The organism is Streptomyces sp. NPDC048523, assembly GCF_043199815.1.
Taxonomy (GTDB): Bacteria; Actinomycetota; Actinomycetes; order Streptomycetales; family Streptomycetaceae; genus Streptomyces.
The window spans coordinates 153,216-170,362 of the sequence record NZ_JBICWQ010000008.1 but is presented as its reverse complement, the minus strand read 5'-3'; the positions used below and the strand labels follow the sequence as shown (position 1 = coordinate 170,362).

14 protein-coding genes and 2 tRNA genes are annotated in these 17,147 nt (G+C 70.1%); 3 read left to right on the top strand and 13 right to left on the bottom strand.

Annotated elements, in window-relative coordinates:
- Positions 1-21 precede the first annotated feature (21 nt).
- Positions 22-585 (bottom strand): HIT domain-containing protein, encoded by a 564-nt coding sequence (locus ACGFWE_RS34820; protein ID WP_352390004.1) that lies wholly within the window; start codon positions 583-585, stop codon positions 22-24.
- 403 nt (positions 586-988) lie between these two features.
- Between ACGFWE_RS34820 and ACGFWE_RS34815 the strand changes: the two genes are divergently transcribed.
- Positions 989-1,600, top strand: a complete 612-nt coding sequence (locus ACGFWE_RS34815) for a potassium channel family protein (protein ID WP_352390142.1) — start codon at positions 989-991, stop codon at positions 1,598-1,600.
- A gap of 41 nt (positions 1,601-1,641) precedes the next feature.
- On the opposite strand, the gene thrS is transcribed toward ACGFWE_RS34815, so the two are convergent.
- The 3 genes from thrS to ACGFWE_RS34800 all read right to left on the bottom strand — a co-directional run bounded on the left by thrS (position 1,642) and on the right by ACGFWE_RS34800 (position 5,522).
- Entirely contained in the window at positions 1,642-3,618 is a 1,977-nt protein-coding gene (thrS, locus tag ACGFWE_RS34810; protein ID WP_352390005.1) for a threonine--tRNA ligase, read from the bottom strand.
- 90 nt (positions 3,619-3,708) lie between these two features.
- Complete coding sequence (locus ACGFWE_RS34805; RefSeq protein WP_393604067.1) at positions 3,709-4,959, bottom strand: hypothetical protein; 1,251 nt, start codon at positions 4,957-4,959, stop codon at positions 3,709-3,711.
- A complete protein-coding gene (locus ACGFWE_RS34800) occupies positions 4,956-5,522 on the bottom strand; it encodes a DUF4365 domain-containing protein (RefSeq protein WP_352390007.1) in 567 nt (188 codons plus the stop codon). Before ACGFWE_RS34800 ends, ACGFWE_RS34805 begins: the two co-directional genes overlap by 4 nt.
- A gap of 192 nt (positions 5,523-5,714) precedes the next feature.
- Here ACGFWE_RS34800 and ACGFWE_RS34795 point away from each other — a divergent pair, with 192 nt between their 5' ends.
- A complete protein-coding gene (locus ACGFWE_RS34795; RefSeq protein WP_352390008.1) occupies positions 5,715-6,440 on the top strand; it encodes a 3'-5' exonuclease in 726 nt (241 codons plus the stop codon).
- A 49-nt stretch (positions 6,441-6,489) separates the two neighbouring features.
- On the opposite strand, the gene ACGFWE_RS34790 is transcribed toward ACGFWE_RS34795, so the two are convergent.
- Positions 6,490-6,561: transfer RNA gene (locus ACGFWE_RS34790), tRNA-Val, on the bottom strand.
- Positions 6,562-6,600: 39 nt separating this feature from the next.
- Positions 6,601-7,047 carry an SRPBCC family protein gene (locus ACGFWE_RS34785; protein ID WP_393604065.1) on the bottom strand — a complete coding sequence of 149 codons (447 nt, stop codon included), beginning with the start codon at positions 7,045-7,047 and terminating at the stop codon, positions 6,601-6,603.
- Positions 7,048-7,131: 84 nt separating this feature from the next.
- On the opposite strand from ACGFWE_RS34785, the gene ACGFWE_RS34780 reads away from it, so the two are divergent.
- On the top strand, positions 7,132-9,522 hold the full coding sequence (locus ACGFWE_RS34780) for an SCO7613 C-terminal domain-containing membrane protein (protein WP_393604063.1): 2,391 nt from the start codon (positions 7,132-7,134) through the stop codon (positions 9,520-9,522).
- 68 nt (positions 9,523-9,590) lie between these two features.
- Here the strand turns inward: ACGFWE_RS34780 and ACGFWE_RS34775 are convergent, their stop codons facing one another.
- The 7 genes from ACGFWE_RS34775 to ACGFWE_RS34745 form a co-directional block, all read right to left on the bottom strand.
- Complete coding sequence (locus tag ACGFWE_RS34775; RefSeq protein WP_393604061.1) at positions 9,591-12,326, bottom strand: Tat pathway signal sequence domain protein; 2,736 nt, start codon at positions 12,324-12,326, stop codon at positions 9,591-9,593.
- 92 nt (positions 12,327-12,418) lie between these two features.
- The gene (locus ACGFWE_RS34770) at positions 12,419-13,012 is read right to left on the bottom strand and encodes a hypothetical protein (RefSeq protein ID WP_393604059.1); all 594 of its coding nucleotides are present in this window, start codon (positions 13,010-13,012) and stop codon (positions 12,419-12,421) included.
- A gap of 10 nt (positions 13,013-13,022) precedes the next feature.
- Positions 13,023-13,895, bottom strand: coding sequence for a carbohydrate ABC transporter permease (locus ACGFWE_RS34765; protein WP_352390013.1), 873 nt, complete (start codon positions 13,893-13,895; stop codon positions 13,023-13,025).
- Entirely contained in the window at positions 13,892-14,848 is a 957-nt protein-coding gene (locus ACGFWE_RS34760; protein WP_352390014.1) for a sugar ABC transporter permease, read from the bottom strand. The genes ACGFWE_RS34765 and ACGFWE_RS34760 overlap by 4 nt, the downstream gene beginning before the upstream one ends.
- Positions 14,849-14,862: 14 nt before the next feature.
- Complete coding sequence (locus ACGFWE_RS34755) at positions 14,863-16,152, bottom strand: extracellular solute-binding protein (protein WP_352390015.1); 1,290 nt, start codon at positions 16,150-16,152, stop codon at positions 14,863-14,865.
- 382 nt (positions 16,153-16,534) lie between these two features.
- A tRNA-Val gene (locus ACGFWE_RS34750) sits at positions 16,535-16,606 on the bottom strand.
- 76 nt (positions 16,607-16,682) lie between these two features.
- Positions 16,683-17,144: a TIGR02611 family protein gene (locus ACGFWE_RS34745; RefSeq protein WP_352390016.1), complete on the bottom strand. Its 462-nt coding sequence runs from the start codon at positions 17,142-17,144 to the stop codon at positions 16,683-16,685.
- Between the last annotated feature and the right edge of the window lie 3 nt (positions 17,145-17,147).

Here is a 17,147-nt window from a genome sequence, read left to right as displayed (position 1 = left end):
CGCGGACCGGCGGCCCCCGTGTCACTGCTCGCCCGGCCAGGCCTCCGCCAGCATCTTGCGGGTGTCGCCCAGCAGCTGCGGCAGCACCTTCGTATGACCGACGACCGGCATGAAGTTCGTGTCGCCGCCCCAGCGCGGGACGATGTGCTGGTGGAGATGGGCGGCGATGCCGGCGCCGGCGACGGTCCCCTGGTTCATGCCGATGTTGAAGCCGTGCGCCCCGGAGGCCGTCCGCAGGGCCGTCATCGCCTGCTTGGTCAGCGCGGCCAGCTCGGCGGTCTCCGGCTCGGTGAGGTCGGTGTAGTCGGCCACATGACGGTAGGGCACGACCATCAGATGGCCACCGGTGTAGGGGTAGAGGTTGAGCACCGCGTACACCAGCCGGCCGCGCCGGACGATCAGACCGTCCTCGTCGGACTTGGCCGGAATCGAGCAGAAGGGGCAGCCGTCGTCGGCACCCGGGCCGGTCGGCTTGTTCTCGCCCTGGATGTAGGCCATCCGGTGGGGGGTCCACAGACGCTGGAACGCGTCCTGCGTCCCCACTCCCAACTGCTGCTCCGGCTCACTCGTCATGCAAAGCAGCATATTGCTTCGCCCGTTCGCGCCGTGTCGGCGGGGTTGTGCGAAAAGCAGCCCGGGCCAAGCTGGGCAGGTGGACGACGACAGCGGCACGCGCCCCGACGGCAACGGGCACGAGACCGACGGCAACGACGCGCGCAGGGCCGACGGCTCCGACGCGCGCGAGGCGCACGGTTCCGACGCAAGCAGGGCCCACGGCACCGGCGAGAACGAAGGCCACGACACCGACGCGCGCAAGACCCACAGCACCAGCGACCACCCGGGCCACGACACACCAGGTCACGAAACCCACGGCACCGACGAACCCGACACCCACGGCACCCGATCCCAGCACACCCACGGCCCACCGGACCGCCCGCCCCTCGACACCGCGCCCCTCCGAGCGGCCCGCTGGGAGCAGCGCACCGAGATCCCCCTCGCCGTCGCCTCCCTGGCCTTCCTCGCCGCGTACGCGCTCCAGGTCCTGGCCGGCTCTCTCCCGGATGCCGCGCTCGACCTCTGCCTCGCGGTGACGCTGGCCGCCTGGGCGCTGTTCGCCGTCGACTACGCGGTGCGCTGGCGCCTCAGCGGTCAGCGGCTGGGCTTCGTACGGACGCATGTGCTGGACACCGTGGTACTGCTCCTGCCGCTGCTGCGGCCGCTCAGGGTGGTGAAGATGTACGAGGCCGTGCAGCGCCGGCACGGACGGCCCCGGCTCGCCCTGCACGCGCGCGTGATCGTCTACGCCGGTATGGCGGCCCTTCTGCTGGGCTTCACCGGTGCCCTCGCCGTCTACCAGCAGGAGCACCACGCGCCCGGCGCGACCATCCGCACCTTCGGCGACGCCGTCTGGTGGACCTGCGCCACCCTCGCCACCGTCGGCTACGGCGATGTCGTACCGGTCACCCCGGTCGGGCGCCTGATCGCGGTGGGGGTAATGGCCATCGGGCTGGCCCTGCTCGGCGCGGTGACCGGGACCTTCGCCTCCTGGCTGCTCCAGGTGTTCGCGCGGGAGGACGACGAAAGGCCCCCGGGAAGCTGAGCTTCCCGGGGGCCTCCCGAGGGCCTCTCGCGCAACAGGCGTCAGACCTGCGCCCGCTCCTCCACGACCTTCACGATCTTCGCGATGGCCTCGTCGAACGGGATGCCGTTCTCCTGCGAGCCGTCGCGGTAGCGGAAGGAGACCGAGCCGCCCGACATGTCCTCGTCGCCCGCGATGACCATGAAGGGCACCTTCTGCTTCTGGGCGTTGCGGATCTTCTTCTGCATCCGGTCCGAGGAGGAGTCCACCTCGATGCGCAGCCCCTTCTTCTTGGCGGCCGCGGCGAACTTCTCCAGGTACTCGACGTGCGCGTCGCCGATCGGGATACCGACCGCCTGGACCGGGGCCAGCCAGGCCGGGAAGGCGCCCGCGTAGTGCTCCAGGAGCACCGCGAAGAACCGCTCGATGGAGCCGAACAGGGCCCGGTGGATCATGACCGGGCGCTGCTTGGAGCCGTCGGGCGAGGTGTACTCCAGCTCGAAGCGCTCCGGCAGGTTGAAGTCCAGCTGGATCGTCGACATCTGCCAGGTCCGGCCGATCGCGTCCTTGGTCTGGACGGAGATCTTCGGTCCGTAGAAGGCGGCGCCGCCCGGGTCGGGCACGAGCGGGAGGCCCTGCTTCTCCGCCACCTGCCGCAGCGTCTCCGTGGCCTCGTCCCAGGCCTCGTCCGAGCCGACGAACTTCTCCGGGTCCTTGGTGGACAGCTCCAGGTAGAAGTCGGTCAGGCCGTAGTCGCGCAGCAGGCCGAGGACGAAGGTGAGCGTCTTGTCGAGCTCCTCCGACATCTGCTCACGGGTGCAGTAGATGTGCGCGTCGTCCTGCGTGAAGCCACGCGCACGCGTGAGGCCGTGCACGACGCCCGACTTCTCGTACCGGTACACGGTCCCGAACTCGAAGAGGCGCAGCGGCAGTTCGCGGTAGGAGCGGCCGCGCGCGTCGAAGATCAGGTTGTGCATCGGGCAGTTCATGGGCTTGAGGTAGTAGTCCACGCCCTCGTCGAGCTGCATGGGCGGGTACATGCCGTCGGCGTACCAGTCCAGGTGGCCCGACTGCTCGAAGAGCTTCCCCTTCGTCGCGTGCGGGGTGTAGACGAACTCGTAGCCCTCCTCCTCGTGACGGCGGCGCGAGTAGTCCTCCATCACCCGGCGGATGATGCCGCCCTTGGGGTGGAAGACGGCGAGGCCGGAGCCGATCTGCTCGGGGATGGAGAACAGGTCGAGCTCGCTGCCCAGCTTGCGGTGGTCGCGCTTCTCGGCCTCGGCGAGGAAGTCGAGGTGCGCCTTCAGCTCGTCCTTGGTCGGCCACGCGGTGCCGTAGATGCGCTGGAGCATCGGGTTCTTCTCGCTGCCGCGCCAGTAGGCGGCCGCGTTGCGCATCAGCTTGAACGCCGGGATGTTGCGAGTGGAGGGCAGGTGGGGACCGCGGCACAGGTCCTTCCAGCACAGGTCGCCGGTCTTGGCGTCGAGGTTGTCGTAGATCGTCAGCTCGCCGGAGCCGACCTCCACGTCCGCGCCGTCGTCGGAGGACGCGGAGCCCTTGATGCCGATCAGCTCCAGCTTGTACGGCTCGGACGCCAGCTCCTCACGGGCCGCCTCGTCGGTCACCACACGACGGCTGAAACGCTGACCGCGCTTCTGGATCTCCTGCATCTTCTTCTCGATGGCCTTGAGATCCTCGGGCGTGAACGGCTTCTCGACGTCGAAGTCGTAGTAGAAGCCGTCCTTGACCGGCGGGCCGATGCCCAGCTTGGCCTCGGGGAAGAGCTCCTGCACGGCCTGCGCCATCACGTGCGCGGTCGAGTGGCGCAGGATGTTGAGACCGTCCTCGGAGGAGATCTCGACGCCCTCGACCTCCTCGCCCTCGGACAGGACGTACGCGAGGTCCCTGAGCTCGCCTCCCACGCGCGCGGCGACGATCGAGCGCTCGCCGGCGAAGAGCTCGGCGGCCGTAGTGCCCGTCGTCACCACGCGCTCTTCCCGCTCGGAATCGCGATGGATGATCACACGGACGTCTGACACCGGTCTCTCCTGACTGAAGGTGGGTGCGGCGCCATACCGGGAGCGCGCGCAATAGGGGATCGTACCGACCCGGCACCCACCAGCGCGAAATCAGTCCCCTGCGCGGGACTCCTCGAAGGGCTCCTCGCCCGACCCTTCGCAGGCCTCCTCGAAGAAGTCGAGATTCTCCTGGAGGGACTTCATCAGCCGGTCCCGCTCGGCCTCGTCCACCTGCACGGGCACCACGCCCGTGGCCCCGGTGAGCCGGCGGAAGCCGCCGCGGCTCTCCAGCCTGCCGTGCACCCGGACCGGGAGTCCGACGAGGTGGGCGTGCCCGGCGATCCGGTACGCCTCCTCGTCCAGGGTCAGCCGGACGTGCGGTATCTCGGCGCCGGCGATCACCCGCAGCCGTACCGATCCGTCGCCGCGCGGCCCCGACCTGCGCATCCGCACGACCGTGCCGGTGATCCGCACCGCGACGGAGGGCTCCTCGCGCAGGAAGCGGGCCCCGGCCTCGCGCAGCACGGACAGGTCGCCCGGCGAGAACTCCACGGCCTCGGCGGAGGCCGCGCATCCGTCGGGGACCCCGGCTGCGGGCGCCCACTCGACGGCGATGCGCGCGCCCTCCGTGCCGCGTACGAGGGCGATCAGCGCCTCGGTGAGTTCGCGGCTGACCCCCGCCTCCACGGCGCCGTCGAAGGCGTCCATGCCCCCGGTGGCCCGTCGGTAGTCGATGGCCTCGCGGGTGGCGTGGAGCGCCTGGTGGAGCCGGACGGCGAGGGGGCGGCCGGTGCCGACGGGCACGAAGGCGGTGAGTCGGCGCCCACCGGCTGCGGAGCCGACCAGGACGTTGTCCAGGGAGGCGGCTGCCGTACGGCGATATCGGGCGCCGTAGTAGCCGGCACGCGCGCGTGTGGCGAGGGCGCCGGCGAGCAGGGTCTGGCGGGCGGCGGCGCGCAGGTGTTCCTCGACGGTCCAGGGCGTGGTGTCGGCGGGGCCGGTCGGGACATCCCGCCACCAGCGGATCTCGTCGCTGGGCACGGCGAGGCCGACGAGCACCTCGCGCGCGGAGGGCGTGCCGCTGCGGGACAGGGCGACCAGGGCCTCGCCGAGGAGGTCCTCGCTGTCGGGGAAGGCGCGGCTCTCGGGCACGAGCAGGCTGGTTCCGCCGCCGCCCGGTCCTGGTGGCGTCCAGCGGCCGTAGCGTCCGGGGGCGCCGCCGCGCCGCTGCCAGCCGTGCCGGTGCAGCAGGGCGCTCAGGACGGCAGGGTCGACCTCGTCGGGCGTCGGTGAACGGTCCCAGTGGGCCTCCGGGTGGGGGCGCACCACACGCAGTGGCTCCTGGAGCGGGCGGTGGGTCATGGTCTGCCTCCCGTCCCGACGCGCGTCATGATCTCGCACAGCGCCCGGTCGTCGAAGATGCGGTTGGTGGGGATCCGCACGGTGGTCCGGTTCCGGCCGGTGATGGGGTGGCCGGCGAGGTTGACCCAGTAACAGCAGTGTCTGAGGTCCAGTCGGTCGTGGCCGGCGCGCAGCCAGTCGTCCTGGGTTCTCGGCACGAGCATCACCACCAGGATCTTGTGGACCGACACCGGGGTGCGGGCGAGTTTGCGCAGGTGGTCGTTGTCGAGCGTGAAGGAGAAGAAGCGGCCGGGAGGGTTGGGCGCGACCTGGTAGGTGCATTTGAGCTGCACCTTGATGGTGACCTCGTCGTCGACGGTGTGTCCGGGCGAGCCGTGGCTGACGTGCCAGTCGATGCCGTTGTCCGGAAAGGGTTGCGACAACGAGCAGCCGGCCGCCGCCGCGACGGCGTGCAGATAACCCACCTGCAGTGTCTCCATGCAGGCGGTGGTGGCGAGTGTCCCGCGAAGGGGGCCCGTGCGTTCGGGCAGCAGCCCGCCCCGCTCGGGCTGCGCTATCGCCATGACCAACAGCCTTCCAAGCCAAGTGACATGCCCTCACAAGGGCCACATGAATCCCACACCGGGCCGCTGAACTGCAAAGACCCGCACTCCTGTTGTGTCCTTCCGGCGTACGTCGCAAACAGCCCGGGTATCACCAAACGGGGCAGAAGACGGTGCGTCAGCTGCCGTGGGTGAACGAGGGGTTGAGAAGGTATGACGTGCTGGTACGAAGGGCCCCTGGCCGCTTTCGACACCGAGACGACCGGCGTGGACGTCGAGACCGACCGGATCGTGTCGGCCGCCGTCGTCGTCCAGGACGCCGCGGGCACCCGGCCGCGAGTGAGCCGGTGGCTGGTCAACCCGGGTGTGCCGGTGCCCGCAGGGGCGACGGAGGTGCACGGGCTGACGGAGGAACACCTCCAGCTCAACGGCCGCTGGCCGGCGCCGGTGATGTTCGAGATAGCCGAGACGCTGGCGGAGCAGGCGGCCGCCGGCCGTCCGCTGGTGGTGATGAACGCGCCGTTCGATCTGACGATCCTGGACCGGGAGTTGCGCCGCCACCGCGCCTCGCCGCTGGACCGCTGGCTGGATTCCTCGCCGCTGCTGGTGCTGGATCCGCGGGTCCTCGACAAGCACCTGGACCGCTACCGCAAGGGCCGCCGCACCCTCACCGACCTGTGCGAGCACTACGGTGTCGCTCTGGACGGCGCGCACGACGCCGCTGCCGACGCACAGGCCGCGCTGGATGTCGTACGGGCGGTCGGGCGCCGTTTCGCCGCCCGGCTGGAGCGGCTGGAACCGCCGGAGCTGCACAACCTGCAGGCGGTGTGGCACGCGGCCCAGGCGCGGGGCCTGCAGGCCTGGTTCGCGCGCAGCGGCTCGGAGGAATCGGTGGATCCGGCGTGGCCGCTGCGCCCGGACCTGCCCGCGGCGGCGTGACCGGGCATGAAGAAAGCCGGCCCGTCTGAGACGGACCGGCTTTTCCCGGTGGGCGATACTGGGTTCGAACCAGTGACCTCTTCGGTGTGAACGAAGCGCTCTCCCACTGAGCTAATCGCCCGGGAACGCACTGAACAATACAGGTCCCCGCGGGTTTCCTTCAAACCCCTTCCAGGTAGGCGGCCAGCCCCCGCCGCCCGGCGCGCATCATCACCCGGTGGTTGGCCAGGAAGACCGGCCGTCCGGGCACGGCGAAGCGCCGGAGCAGCGGCTTGCGCACCTCGGTGAACTGGTCGTAGCGGGCGAGGCTGCCGTCGCCGTCCGCGCTGACCGTCCAGCGCGCCCAGCCGTCGAGGTCTCCGTTCATCGCGATCTCCAGCACCCCGGCCGCCGGGTCGCGCCGCACCTCGCGCGCGGTGAAGACGAGGTCGTACGGCAGCACGGCGCGGATCGTGATCACGCCGGTGGTGTCGTCGAGCCGTCGCACCTCCCGCACCTGCGGCCACCAGCGGGGATAGTCCTCGGCGCGTTCCAGTGCGTCGTAGACGACGGCGGGCTTCGCGGGCAGGGACCACAGGCTGCGGAAGCGGTATCGGGTCCAGTCCATGGGGAGAGTCTGGCATCGGATCCGAGTACGTTTTGAGTACCCGTACTCATGTCGCGCCGCGTGACCCAGCCCACACTTCAGGGCATGACGCACATCCCGCCCCCGGCCGAGGAGCTGCGGCTCCTCGACGCCGAGCTGTGGCAACTGGACGCCCGCCGAGCCCAGTTGCTGGTCCGACGCGCCTGGCTGGTCGCCGCGCTCCAGCAGAACTGGCAGCCGAAGTGGCAACCGCCGCAGCCGACCGGCCCCACGCCCGCCGCCTCCCCGCGCCCCGAGGCGAGCGCACCGAGCGTGCAGAACGTGCTCCTGGTGCTCGGCGGTGTCCTGCTCACCGTGGCGGCGATGGTGTTCACGCTGGTCAGCTGGGGTCACCTGGGGATCGCCGGCCGGGCCCTGGTGCTCGGCGCGGTCACGTTGGCCGCGCTCTCCGCGCCGCTCCCGCTGCTGAAGCGCGGGCTGCGCTCGACGGCCGAGTCGGTGGCCGGCCTGGGGCTGGCACTGACGGTCCTGGACGCGGTCGCGCTGCACGGCGCCGTGTTCCCGGATACGCCGGGGGCGCCGTACACGGCGGTCGTCTCGGCCCTGCTGGCGGGACTCTGGTCGGCGTACGGCCTCCTGCCGCCCGCGTCCGCGCTGCGCCTGCCCCGCCCGGCCGCCCTCGTCGCGGCCCAAATCCCGCTGTTCTTCTGGGCGATCGCGGCCGACGCGGGCTCGTACGGGCTCACGGCCGCGCTCCTGGTGACGGCCGGGTTCGACACCCTCGTGGCCCTCCGGACCGCGTCCAGGTCCCTGCGCGTGGTCGCCGCGATCGGCGCGTACGGAGCGGGCGGCCTGGGCGTACTGGCCGCCGGCTGGCTGTCCTGGGCAGCCTCCGGCCCGAGCGCCGCCGCCCGTGCGGCGGCGCTCCTTCTCCTCGCGAGCGGGATCGCGCTGGCCGCCGCGTGGCAGGGCGGTCGTACGGCAGCGCGGGGGAACGGGCAGGCGCTCGGGCTCGGCCTGATTTCCGGACTCCTCGTGGTGGTCGCGCTCGGCGGCACGGCACGGTCCCTGCTGCCCGAGCTGTGGACCGCCCCGGCCCATCTGGCCTTCGGTATCGCCCTGTTGGCGGCACTCCGACTCGACCGGCTGCCGGAGACGGTACGCCGGGGTCTGGCCTGGGCCTCCGGGGCCGTACAGGCGCTGGCCCTGCTGTGGGCCCTGCCCGTCGTCGGTGTCGTCGTGCTGGGCCCGCTCGCCTGGGCCTCGCGGTCGTGGACCGGTGCCCCGTCGGACGCCCGTACGGCGGTGACCGTGGACGTGGCCTGGCCGCCCCACGCGGAGGCGGTGCCGGTGGTCCTGGCAGCGGTCGCGGCCGTGCTCGCCCTGGCGGTACGGGACACGGCTTGGCGCCCCAGGGCCACGGCAGGCGCTCTGGGCCTGGCCTGGGCCACGGCACTCACCCTCCCCGCCGTGCTCGAACTCTCCTACTTCGCGGGCCTGTTGATGCAGAGCGCCGCGACCGCCGGGGCCCTGACGGCGGCGATGTTCCTGCGGCAGCACGTCACGGCCCTCGTCCTCGCGCTGGTCACTTCCGCGAGCCTGGCCTTCCTGGCCCTCGCCTCCCAGACCGCGACCCTGGTCGTGCTCTCCGGACTCATCGCCCTCTTCACGGCAGCCTCCTGGCGTCTCGCCCGCTTCACGGCCCCGGCCGCCCTCGTCCACGGTGCCGCACTCGCCGTCGCGACCGGCGCCGCCGCCAACTGGTCACCGCCACACACCGCTCTGCTGGTCCTGGTGGTCCCCGCGGCCGCGGCTCTGCTCGCGTGGCGACTCGGCGACCCGAGGGCCACCGTGCCGGTGGAGGCGACCGGAGCGGCGGCCGGGCTGCTCGCCGTCGCGCTGGCCGCCACCGACCTGCCCCTGCTCGCCACGGTCCTGGCCCTGTGCGGAGTGATCACCGCGGGCACGGCGATCCGTACGGACCGCCGCGCAGTCGGCTACGCGGCCGCGGCCCTGTTCCTCGCGGCCACCTGGGTCCGCCTGGCGGCCTGGGCGGTGGACACCCCGGAGGCCTACACGCTCCCGGTCACGATCCCGGCTCTGCTGGTCGGCGCCCTCCGCCACCGTCGCGACCCGCGGACCTCGTCCTGGACGGCGTACGCCCCCGGCCTGGCCGCCACGCTCGTGCCGAGCCTCTTCGCGGCCTGGGCCGACCCCCACTGGACGCGCCCCCTGCTGCTCGGCCTGGCGGCCCTGGTGGTCACCCTGGCGGGCGCCCGCCACCACCTCCAGGCCCCGCTCCTGCTGGGCGGTGCGGTACTGCTCCTGGACGCCCTGCACGAACTGGCCCCGTACCTCGTCCAGGTGACCGACGCCCTCCCCCGCTGGGTTCCTCCGGCCTTGGCCGGCCTCCTTCTCCTGGCCCTGGGAGCGACGTACGAACAACGCCTGAGGGATGCCCGACGAGTGCGGAGCATCCTGACCAAGATGCACTGAAGCGCCCCTTCAGGGGCGCGGGGAACTGCGCGACCAGCCACAACGGGCCCGCAGTTCCCCACGAACCGTTACGGCATCTTGTCCCCGAGAAGCGCCAGGTTCTCGATGGCGGCCAGCCCGTACAGCGCGGTGTCGTTCGTCGCCACCCAGGCCGCCTCACTGCCCGCCACCAGGGACACCGGCCCGCTCAACGCCTCCGTCTTCCAGGGCGCCGACTCCTTGTACCCGTCGGAGTTGTAGAACTTGTCCCACGCGCGAGCGGCCAGCTTCGCGTCCCCGGTCTTCACGGCCGCGTACGCGTCCAGCCGCGAGTGTCCCTGGAACAGCAGCAGTGATCCGAAGTTGGTGCCGTACCGCGCCGCCTGCTCGGCCTTGGTCGCGTTGAAGTAGCGGCAGTAGTCGAAGTACGCCTCGTTGAACTTCGGCATGTCGACGAGGTCGATGAGTTCGGCGCACAGCTCGTTGAGACCGAACACGGCGGACAGGTGCGAGACCCCGACGACCGGGGTGGAGGCCACCGCGAACTTGCCCGTGTCGAGGTCGTACAGCCCGCTGCCCTGCACGAACCCGTTGGGCTGGGCGGCGATGCCCTCCATCGTGGACAGCACGCGCGCCTTGGCCTTCTCCCACTTGGGCCCCTTGCGCTCCCACTCGGTCAGCCAGGCCGAGACCAGCCCGCTCCAGTCGGTGCCGAAGCCGACCGACAGGGCGTGCCGGTCGGGCGTGTAGGGGTCGGTGCGGACCTTGCGCAGCGGGTCGAGCACGAGGAACGTCTCGTCGGAGTCGACGTTGGCGTGCATGAGGTCACCGACGCGCTCGTCCGCGGTGAGGAAGTAGTAGTAGCGGCGGTAGGTCGTGTTGGCGATGCGCTGCTGCTTGGCACTGTCGGCGTAGTGCTGCACGCCGTGCCGGGTGCCGAGTCCGGCCCACTGCCCCAGGTGGTAGACGTCGACCTCGCCGGTGTGCCGGGTCATCGCCTCGGCGAACCGGAAGATGTCCGCACGGCCCGACCTGATGTACGCGAACCACAGCCACAGGTCCGGCGAGAGCTCGGAGTTGTCCCAGGCGTAGCCGCCGATGTCGTACCGCCACTGGTGCCTGACGGTGTCATAGGTGTGCATGATGTCGCCGTAGTCCCAGAAGCCGTACCAACGGCGCTGCTCCACCTGGCCCTTGTAGTAGGTGAAGAGGAAGTCGAGGTGGTCCTCGATCTTCGCCTTGGCGGGGGTGGACCGGTCGGGCTCGGAGTAGAGGCCCGGCCCGAAGACCTTCGCCTTGATGAGCTGCTTGGGCGGGGCGGCGAGCTGCGGCAACACCCTGACGGCCTCGACCTGTTGGGCGAGGGTCTCCGGGGATGGCGTCGACTCGTTGGCCCAGAACAGGAGTTCCGAGGTGCGGGCGATGCCGTAGGGGGTGCCGAACTCCGGCTCGTAGTCCTCGTAGGTGATGTTGAGGCCCTCGAGCTGCTCGGCGAAGGTGTCCTGGCCCATGCCGTCGTGGTAGAAGCGCAGGTCCATGGGCTGGGCCTCGGGCGACCAGAGCCAGAGAGTGACCTCGGCCTCGTCGGTCTGGGCGTCGCGGATGTCGAGCTGCGAGGGGTGCCGCTCCCAGAAGTCCCTGAGGCCGAAGGAGAATCCGCCGCTCGCGCCACCGACGTAACCGAACCCGGAGGCCCGCCTGCCGCCGCCGGCGCCGATCCAGCCGTGCCCCTTCTTGGTGCGCTTGCGCACGGTGAAGCCATCGGCGGAGAGCTGGGAGAGGGTGTAGTCGCCCCACTCGGGGATGTACTGGAGCCGGGTGGTGACCCGCTGGTCCCAGGTGGCCGGGTCGGGCAGCTTCTTGCCCGCGTACTGCGCCTCCTGCACGGCGATGCCGGGGTCGCGGCGCAGCCCGGTGATGCCCTTGACGGCCTCGCGCAGCAGACCGGTGCCCTCGCCGCCGATGCGGATGTGGCGGTCGTAGGACTGGTCGCGCATCGGCACGGTGAAGCGGACGCCGAGGCCGCGGATGAAGTCGCCGCTCGCCTTGCCGGGCTCCTGGGTGCCGTCGTAGGTGATGGTGTGCACCATACGGAAGGAGTCGGCACCCGCGTAGAAATAGAGGCGGATGGAGAACGGCAGCCAGCTCCGGCTGCCCTTGCGGTGCTTGCCGTCGATCTTGACGACCGCGCGGACCGGCCCCGACTGCTCGACGGTGACCTCGGAGATGGCCCCTTCGAAGCGCTCGGTCTTGACCGAGCCCTGGTCCTCGTCCTCGATCTCGGGCTGGCGGATCAGCACGAGCCGCCCGTTCTTGGCGATCTCGGTCGACCCGCGGGTGACGGACTTGATGAGGGTGGCGCCCGACTTCCCGATCTTCGCGGTGATGACACCGGTGGAGACGGTGATCGTGCCGCCGCTCTTGTCGACGGTGACCTTCTTGTCGGGTACGGCGGCGTCACCGGCGCTCAGCGACAGCTTGCCCTTGCCCGAACTGACCGCGTGGGCGGTCCACTTGAGCGAGCCGTCGGGCCAGTAGGCGATCGGCCAGGACTGCACCGGCACGGCCTTGCCGTCGGCGTCCTGGGCCGCGAACTTCTGGCCCTCCTGGTAGACACCCCTGGGCCAAGGGACACCGACGGTGGAGCCGGGTGCGGCACCGAGACCGCCGTCCTCCAGCCAGTCCAGGGTCACGGGAGAGTCGTCGGCCTCGGCGGCTCTGGGCGCGGCCTGCGCGTCCTTGGTCCCGAGCGCCCAGCTGAACTGCGCGGCGGCACCGGCGACGGCGGCTGCTTTGAGGATGGACCTGCGGGGGATGGGGGACATGACCGTTCCTTTCCATGGACAGGCTGGTCAGGGGCATGACAGAGAGAGGTACGACGCCGAGGGCGCCGACCTGGTGACGAGGGCGCCGCCCGTCAGCGGCGCCGGTAGCGCTCCTCCACGGCGACGGCCGCCGCCGCGACGGCCCCGAGCACCGGGACCGCCAGCGGCGCGAGGAACCCCGCGGACAGGGCCACGACGGCAAGGCCGGCGACGATCAGGAAGGACCCGGCGGGGTCGCGCAGGGTCCGGCGTACGGCCTGCGCGAGCAGCGCCCGCCAGGAGGCGCCCGGTGTCCAGAGAGCCGCCGCGCGCAGCCCGGCCACCGCGAGGCCGATCAGCGCGAACAGTCCGACGGCCCCGACCAGCGGGCCGCCGGGGATCCCGGCCCGCGCAGCCTGGACGTCCACCCAGACCGCGGCCGCGGCGACCCACCCGGCGACTCCGACGAGCCAGCCGCGGCGCACGGCCGTACGGAAGTCCGCGACGAACTCCCGCCAGCCGCCGCCCTCGTGGCCCGTGCGCCGCCGCAGATGCCGGGCGCCGGCGGCGAAGGCCGCGGGGTAGGTGACGAGACCGAGACAGGCCACCGCGATCCACACACCGGTGAGCAGGGTCTCGGCGAAGAGCGCGAAGCGCTCGCCGCCGAACACGGACGCCCTGCGGGCCTTCACACGTGCTTGCGCCATGCTGACCGCCTCACTTCAGTCCGGACGTCGCCATGCCGTCGATGAGGTAGCGCTGGAAGGCCATGAAGAAGGCGATGACCGGCACCAGCGCCACCAGCGACATCGCGATCATGCTGCCGTAGTTGGAGATGCCCTCCTGGTCGCGGAACATCATCAGACCGAGCGAGACGGTGTACTTGTCAGGGGTGTTGAGGTAGATCAACGGACCCATGAAGTCGTTCCACGCGTTGATGAAGGTGAAGATCGCACTGGTGATGAGGGCCGGGCGGCACAGTGGCAGCACGATGGACCAGTAGGTCCTGAAGTGCCCGCAGCCGTCGAGCTTGGCGGCCTCGTCCAGCTCGCGCGGCAGCCCGCGCATGAACTGCACCATCAGGAAGACGAAGAACGCCTCCGTGGCCAGGAACTTGCCGGCCACGAGCGGCACCAGGGTGTCGACGAGTTCCAGCTTGCGGAACATCACGTACTGCGGAATGAGCAGCACGTGGTACGGCAGCAGCAGGGTGCCGATCATCAGCGTGAACAGCAGGTTCCGCCCGGCGAACCGGATCTTGGCGAAGGCGTACGCGGTCAGCGAGCTGGAGATCACGACACCGGCCACGGCGAGGCCCGCGTACATCAGCGAGTTCGTGAAGAACGTGCCGATGGAGATGCCGGAGATGCCGTCGGCGAGCCCGGAGAAGTTCGCCCAGACCGGCTTGGCGGGCAGCAGGTCGATGCTGGCGATGATGTCCTTGCTCGGCTTGAACGAGGCCCCGAGGACCCAGATCACCGGGTACAGGACGACCGCGAGGACGGCGAGCGCGCCCACGTGCCAGGCGAGGGAACCGGTGCGCCGCCGCTCGTTGGCGGTGCGCGCCGCGGGGGTGCTGACAGTGGTCACTTGGCGGCCTCCTCGTAGTGCACCCACTTCTTCTGCGACCAGAACAGGACCGCCGTGACCAGCGCCACCGCGACCACCAGCGACCAGGCCATCGCGGAGGCGAAGCCCATCTGGGCCTCCTTGAAGCCCTTCTGGTAGAGGTAACAGGTGTAGACGAGGGTGGCGTCGGCCGGCCCGCACTGGGTGTTGGAGACCACGTACGCGGACCCGAACACCTGGAACGCGTGGATGGACTCCAGCAGCACGTTGAAGAACAGCACCGGGGAGATCATCGGCAGCGTGATGTTCCAGAACCGCCGCAGTGGACCGGCCCCGTCCATCTCGGCGGCCTCGTACAGCTCCTGCGGAACCTGCTTGAGGCCGGCGAGGAAGATGACCATCGGCGCGCCGAACTGCCAGATGCTCAGCGCGACCAGCGCGTAGAGGACGTAGTCCGGGTTGCCGATCCAGCCGCCCACGTTCAGCCCGAAGACCTTCTGCGTGCGGTCCACGATCGCGTCGTCGGAGAACAGTGCCCGCCACACGAAGCCGACGGAGACGCTGGCGCCGATGAGCGAGGGCATGTAGAACGCGGCCCGGTACATTCCCTGGCCGCGCCGCTTCTGCGCGAGCAGCAGCGCGACACCGAGGGCGAGCAGCAGCTTCAGCGGTGTGGCCACGACGACGTACTTCAGGGTGACCTCGACCGACTTCTGCCAGCGCGGATCCTGGAACATCGTCGTGAAGTTGTCGAAGCCCACCCACTCGGGCGGAGTGAACAGGTTGTAGCGGGTGAACGCGTAGTACAGCGACGCGATCATCGGTCCCGCCGTGAGCACCAGGAATCCCGCGATCCACGGCGACATGAAGAGATAGCCGGCGATGTTCTCGCGGCGCCGCCCGCGCCGCCCGGCGGCAGGAGCGGCGGGCCGCTTCTTCGCCGGGCGCACGGGCGCTTCCTTGACGAGCGTCATGGTGGTACGTCCCCTCAGCCCGCGAACGCGGCCTTGGCCTCGCTGAACAGCGCCTTGGCGGCGTCGGCCGGCTTGGTCTTGCCCTGGGAGACCTCGCCGCCGATCCGCAGGAACGCCGCCTCGATGACGTCGGCGCCGGACGGGTGCGGGGTGATCTTCCCGAGCACACCGGCCTTGGCGACCTCTTCCTCGTACGCCTTGACGCCCTTGTTCTGGGCGTCGGCGGGCTGGAACGCGTCGTACTGCTCGGTCGTGGAGAGGATGCCGCGGTCGTAGCCCATGATCTTGCCGACCTCGGGGTCGTGGACCATGAAGGAGATGAACTGCGCGGCTTCCTTGGGGTGCTTGGTCCCGGAGAAGGCGCTGAGCATCAGCGAGCCGAGGTACTGGCCGGTGTGCTTGCCGTCCGTGGTGGGGATCGGCGCGAGTCCGTAGTCCGACTCACCCTCCCCCTCGTAGCGGATGGAGAAGTTGTCCCAGGTGAACTCGGAGGCGGCGAGCCCGGCCGACAGACCCGACTTGGGCTGGACCTGCTCGATCTTCTTGGGGTCGGCGACGAGCCCGGACTTCACGCGCTTGTACGCGTCCGTCCACCACTGCGTCAGATCGTCCTCGGTGAAACCGAGATCGGAGTCGGTGAAGAACGCCTTGCCGTTCTGGCGCAGATACAGGTCGTACAGGTACATGATGCCGTGGTAACCGGTGTCACCGGCGATCTTCAGCTTGTCCTGGATCGTCTGGAGCGCGGCGAAGTACTCGTCCCAGGTCCAGCCGAACTTCGGCTCCACGCCCGCTTTCTTGAAGGCCTTGAGGTCGATGACGAGCGCCATGGTGTTGGCGCCGACGGGTATGCCGATCTGCTTGCCGTCGACCTGACCGTTCGCCAGAACGCCGTTGCGGAAGTTGTCCAGGCTCAGATTCCCGGAGTCCGCCTGCGACTTGAGATCGAGCAGAACACCGCGCTTGTCGTACTTCCGCAGGAAGCCGATCGCATTCTGGAATACGTCCGGCGGATTCCCACCGGAGGCCTGGGTCTGGAACTTCTCCCAGAACGCCTGATAGTCGGTGAATTCAGGCTTGATCTTGATCTTCGGATACTTCTTCTCGAAGAGCGCGATCGTCTTCTTGATGGCGATGGTGCGCGGCTCGCCACCCCACCACGCGTAACGGAGCGTGACCGTCCCGTCTCCGGAGCTGCCGCTGTCACCACCGCATCCCGTCGTCGCCGCCAGCCCCAGCGTCGCCGCTGTCGCCCCCGCCGCCTTCAGGATCGTTCGCCTCTCAACATTCCTGCTGGTTCCCACAGTCGGTCCCCTCCCCGCAGCGTCGCCGCACGCATGAATCGTTTCAAGTAAGCGCTTGCTGGCACAAGCTACGGAGGCCCCGGAGGCGCGTCAATGATTCGGACAGGAATTTATTGTGAGTGCGGTGAGAGACCGGAGCGCCTCCAACCACCGGGAGGTAGGGGGGAACTGACGATGCCCCAGGTGAGAGACGGGGGATCGACCGATCGAACACCACGCGGGCCGTCCTACGACCTCGACGGGCGGCCGAAAAAGGACGGGCGTCGGCACGGGCCCCGTGGACCGTCACGCGAAGCGGAGCCGACAGCCCCCGGCCTTCGGATCGGTACGCGCACACGCCGACGGCCCGTCCGCGATCTCGCAGACGGGCCGTCGGTCCGGGTGGGCGATACTGGGTTCGAACCAGTGACCTCTTCGGTGTGAACGAAGCGCTCTCCCACTGAGCTAATCGCCCGGACGCAGGAAGAACATTACCCCATGTCAGGGGGTGCCTGTGACCAGCGGTGACAGCCCGGGCACCCCCTCGCGGCTCACTGGTCCTTGATGTTCCAGGGCATCTCGAAGCCGAACTTCCAGAGGTAGACGCCGAGGACCGCGGCGATGATCACCAGGCCGACCGAGGTCAGGATGATGTTGCGGCGGCGCACCTTGGGATCGAGGGCGCGCTGGGCCGCCTCGGTCACCTTGCGTTTGGTCCAGCGGAGCACGAGCTGGGCCCAGACGAACTCGGTCGCCCAGATCGCCATACCGCCGAAGATCACGACCCAGCCGGGTCCCGGCAGCGGCAGCATGATGATGCCGGCCACCACGACCGCCAGGCCGATGACGAAGACCAGGACCTGCCAGCTCAGGTGCAGCAGCCGCCGCGACTTGATGAATTCCGGCGCCTTGGAGCCGAGCCCCTGCTCGTCGTGCGCCTTGTCCGACTTCTCGCCGCCCTGCTCATCACGTGCCACGGCAACCTCGCGCGGCTCGTCACTCCCCGTATTCATACA

Bases quoted from the DNA above. Each gene is read 5' to 3' on its own strand.
- ACGFWE_RS34820 (WP_352390004.1), bottom strand. From the start codon at position 585: ATGCTGCTTTGCATGACGAGTGAGCCGGAGCAGCAGTTGGGAGTGGGG.
- ACGFWE_RS34805 (WP_393604067.1), bottom strand. From the start codon at position 4,959: ATGACCCACCGCCCGCTCCAGGAGCCACTGCGTGTGGTGCGCCCCCAC.
- ACGFWE_RS34800 (WP_352390007.1), bottom strand. From the start codon at position 5,522: ATGGCGATAGCGCAGCCCGAGCGGGGCGGGCTGCTGCCCGAACGCACG.
- ACGFWE_RS34795 (WP_352390008.1), top strand. From the start codon at position 5,715: ATGACGTGCTGGTACGAAGGGCCCCTGGCCGCTTTCGACACCGAGACG.
- ACGFWE_RS34785 (WP_393604065.1), bottom strand. From the start codon at position 7,047: ATGGACTGGACCCGATACCGCTTCCGCAGCCTGTGGTCCCTGCCCGCG.
- ACGFWE_RS34780 (WP_393604063.1), top strand. From the start codon at position 7,132: ATGACGCACATCCCGCCCCCGGCCGAGGAGCTGCGGCTCCTCGACGCC.
- ACGFWE_RS34775 (WP_393604061.1), bottom strand. From the start codon at position 12,326: ATGTCCCCCATCCCCCGCAGGTCCATCCTCAAAGCAGCCGCCGTCGCC.
- ACGFWE_RS34770 (WP_393604059.1), bottom strand. From the start codon at position 13,012: ATGGCGCAAGCACGTGTGAAGGCCCGCAGGGCGTCCGTGTTCGGCGGC.
- ACGFWE_RS34760 (WP_352390014.1), bottom strand. From the start codon at position 14,848: ATGACGCTCGTCAAGGAAGCGCCCGTGCGCCCGGCGAAGAAGCGGCCC.
- ACGFWE_RS34745 (WP_352390016.1), bottom strand. From the start codon at position 17,144: ATGAATACGGGGAGTGACGAGCCGCGCGAGGTTGCCGTGGCACGTGAT.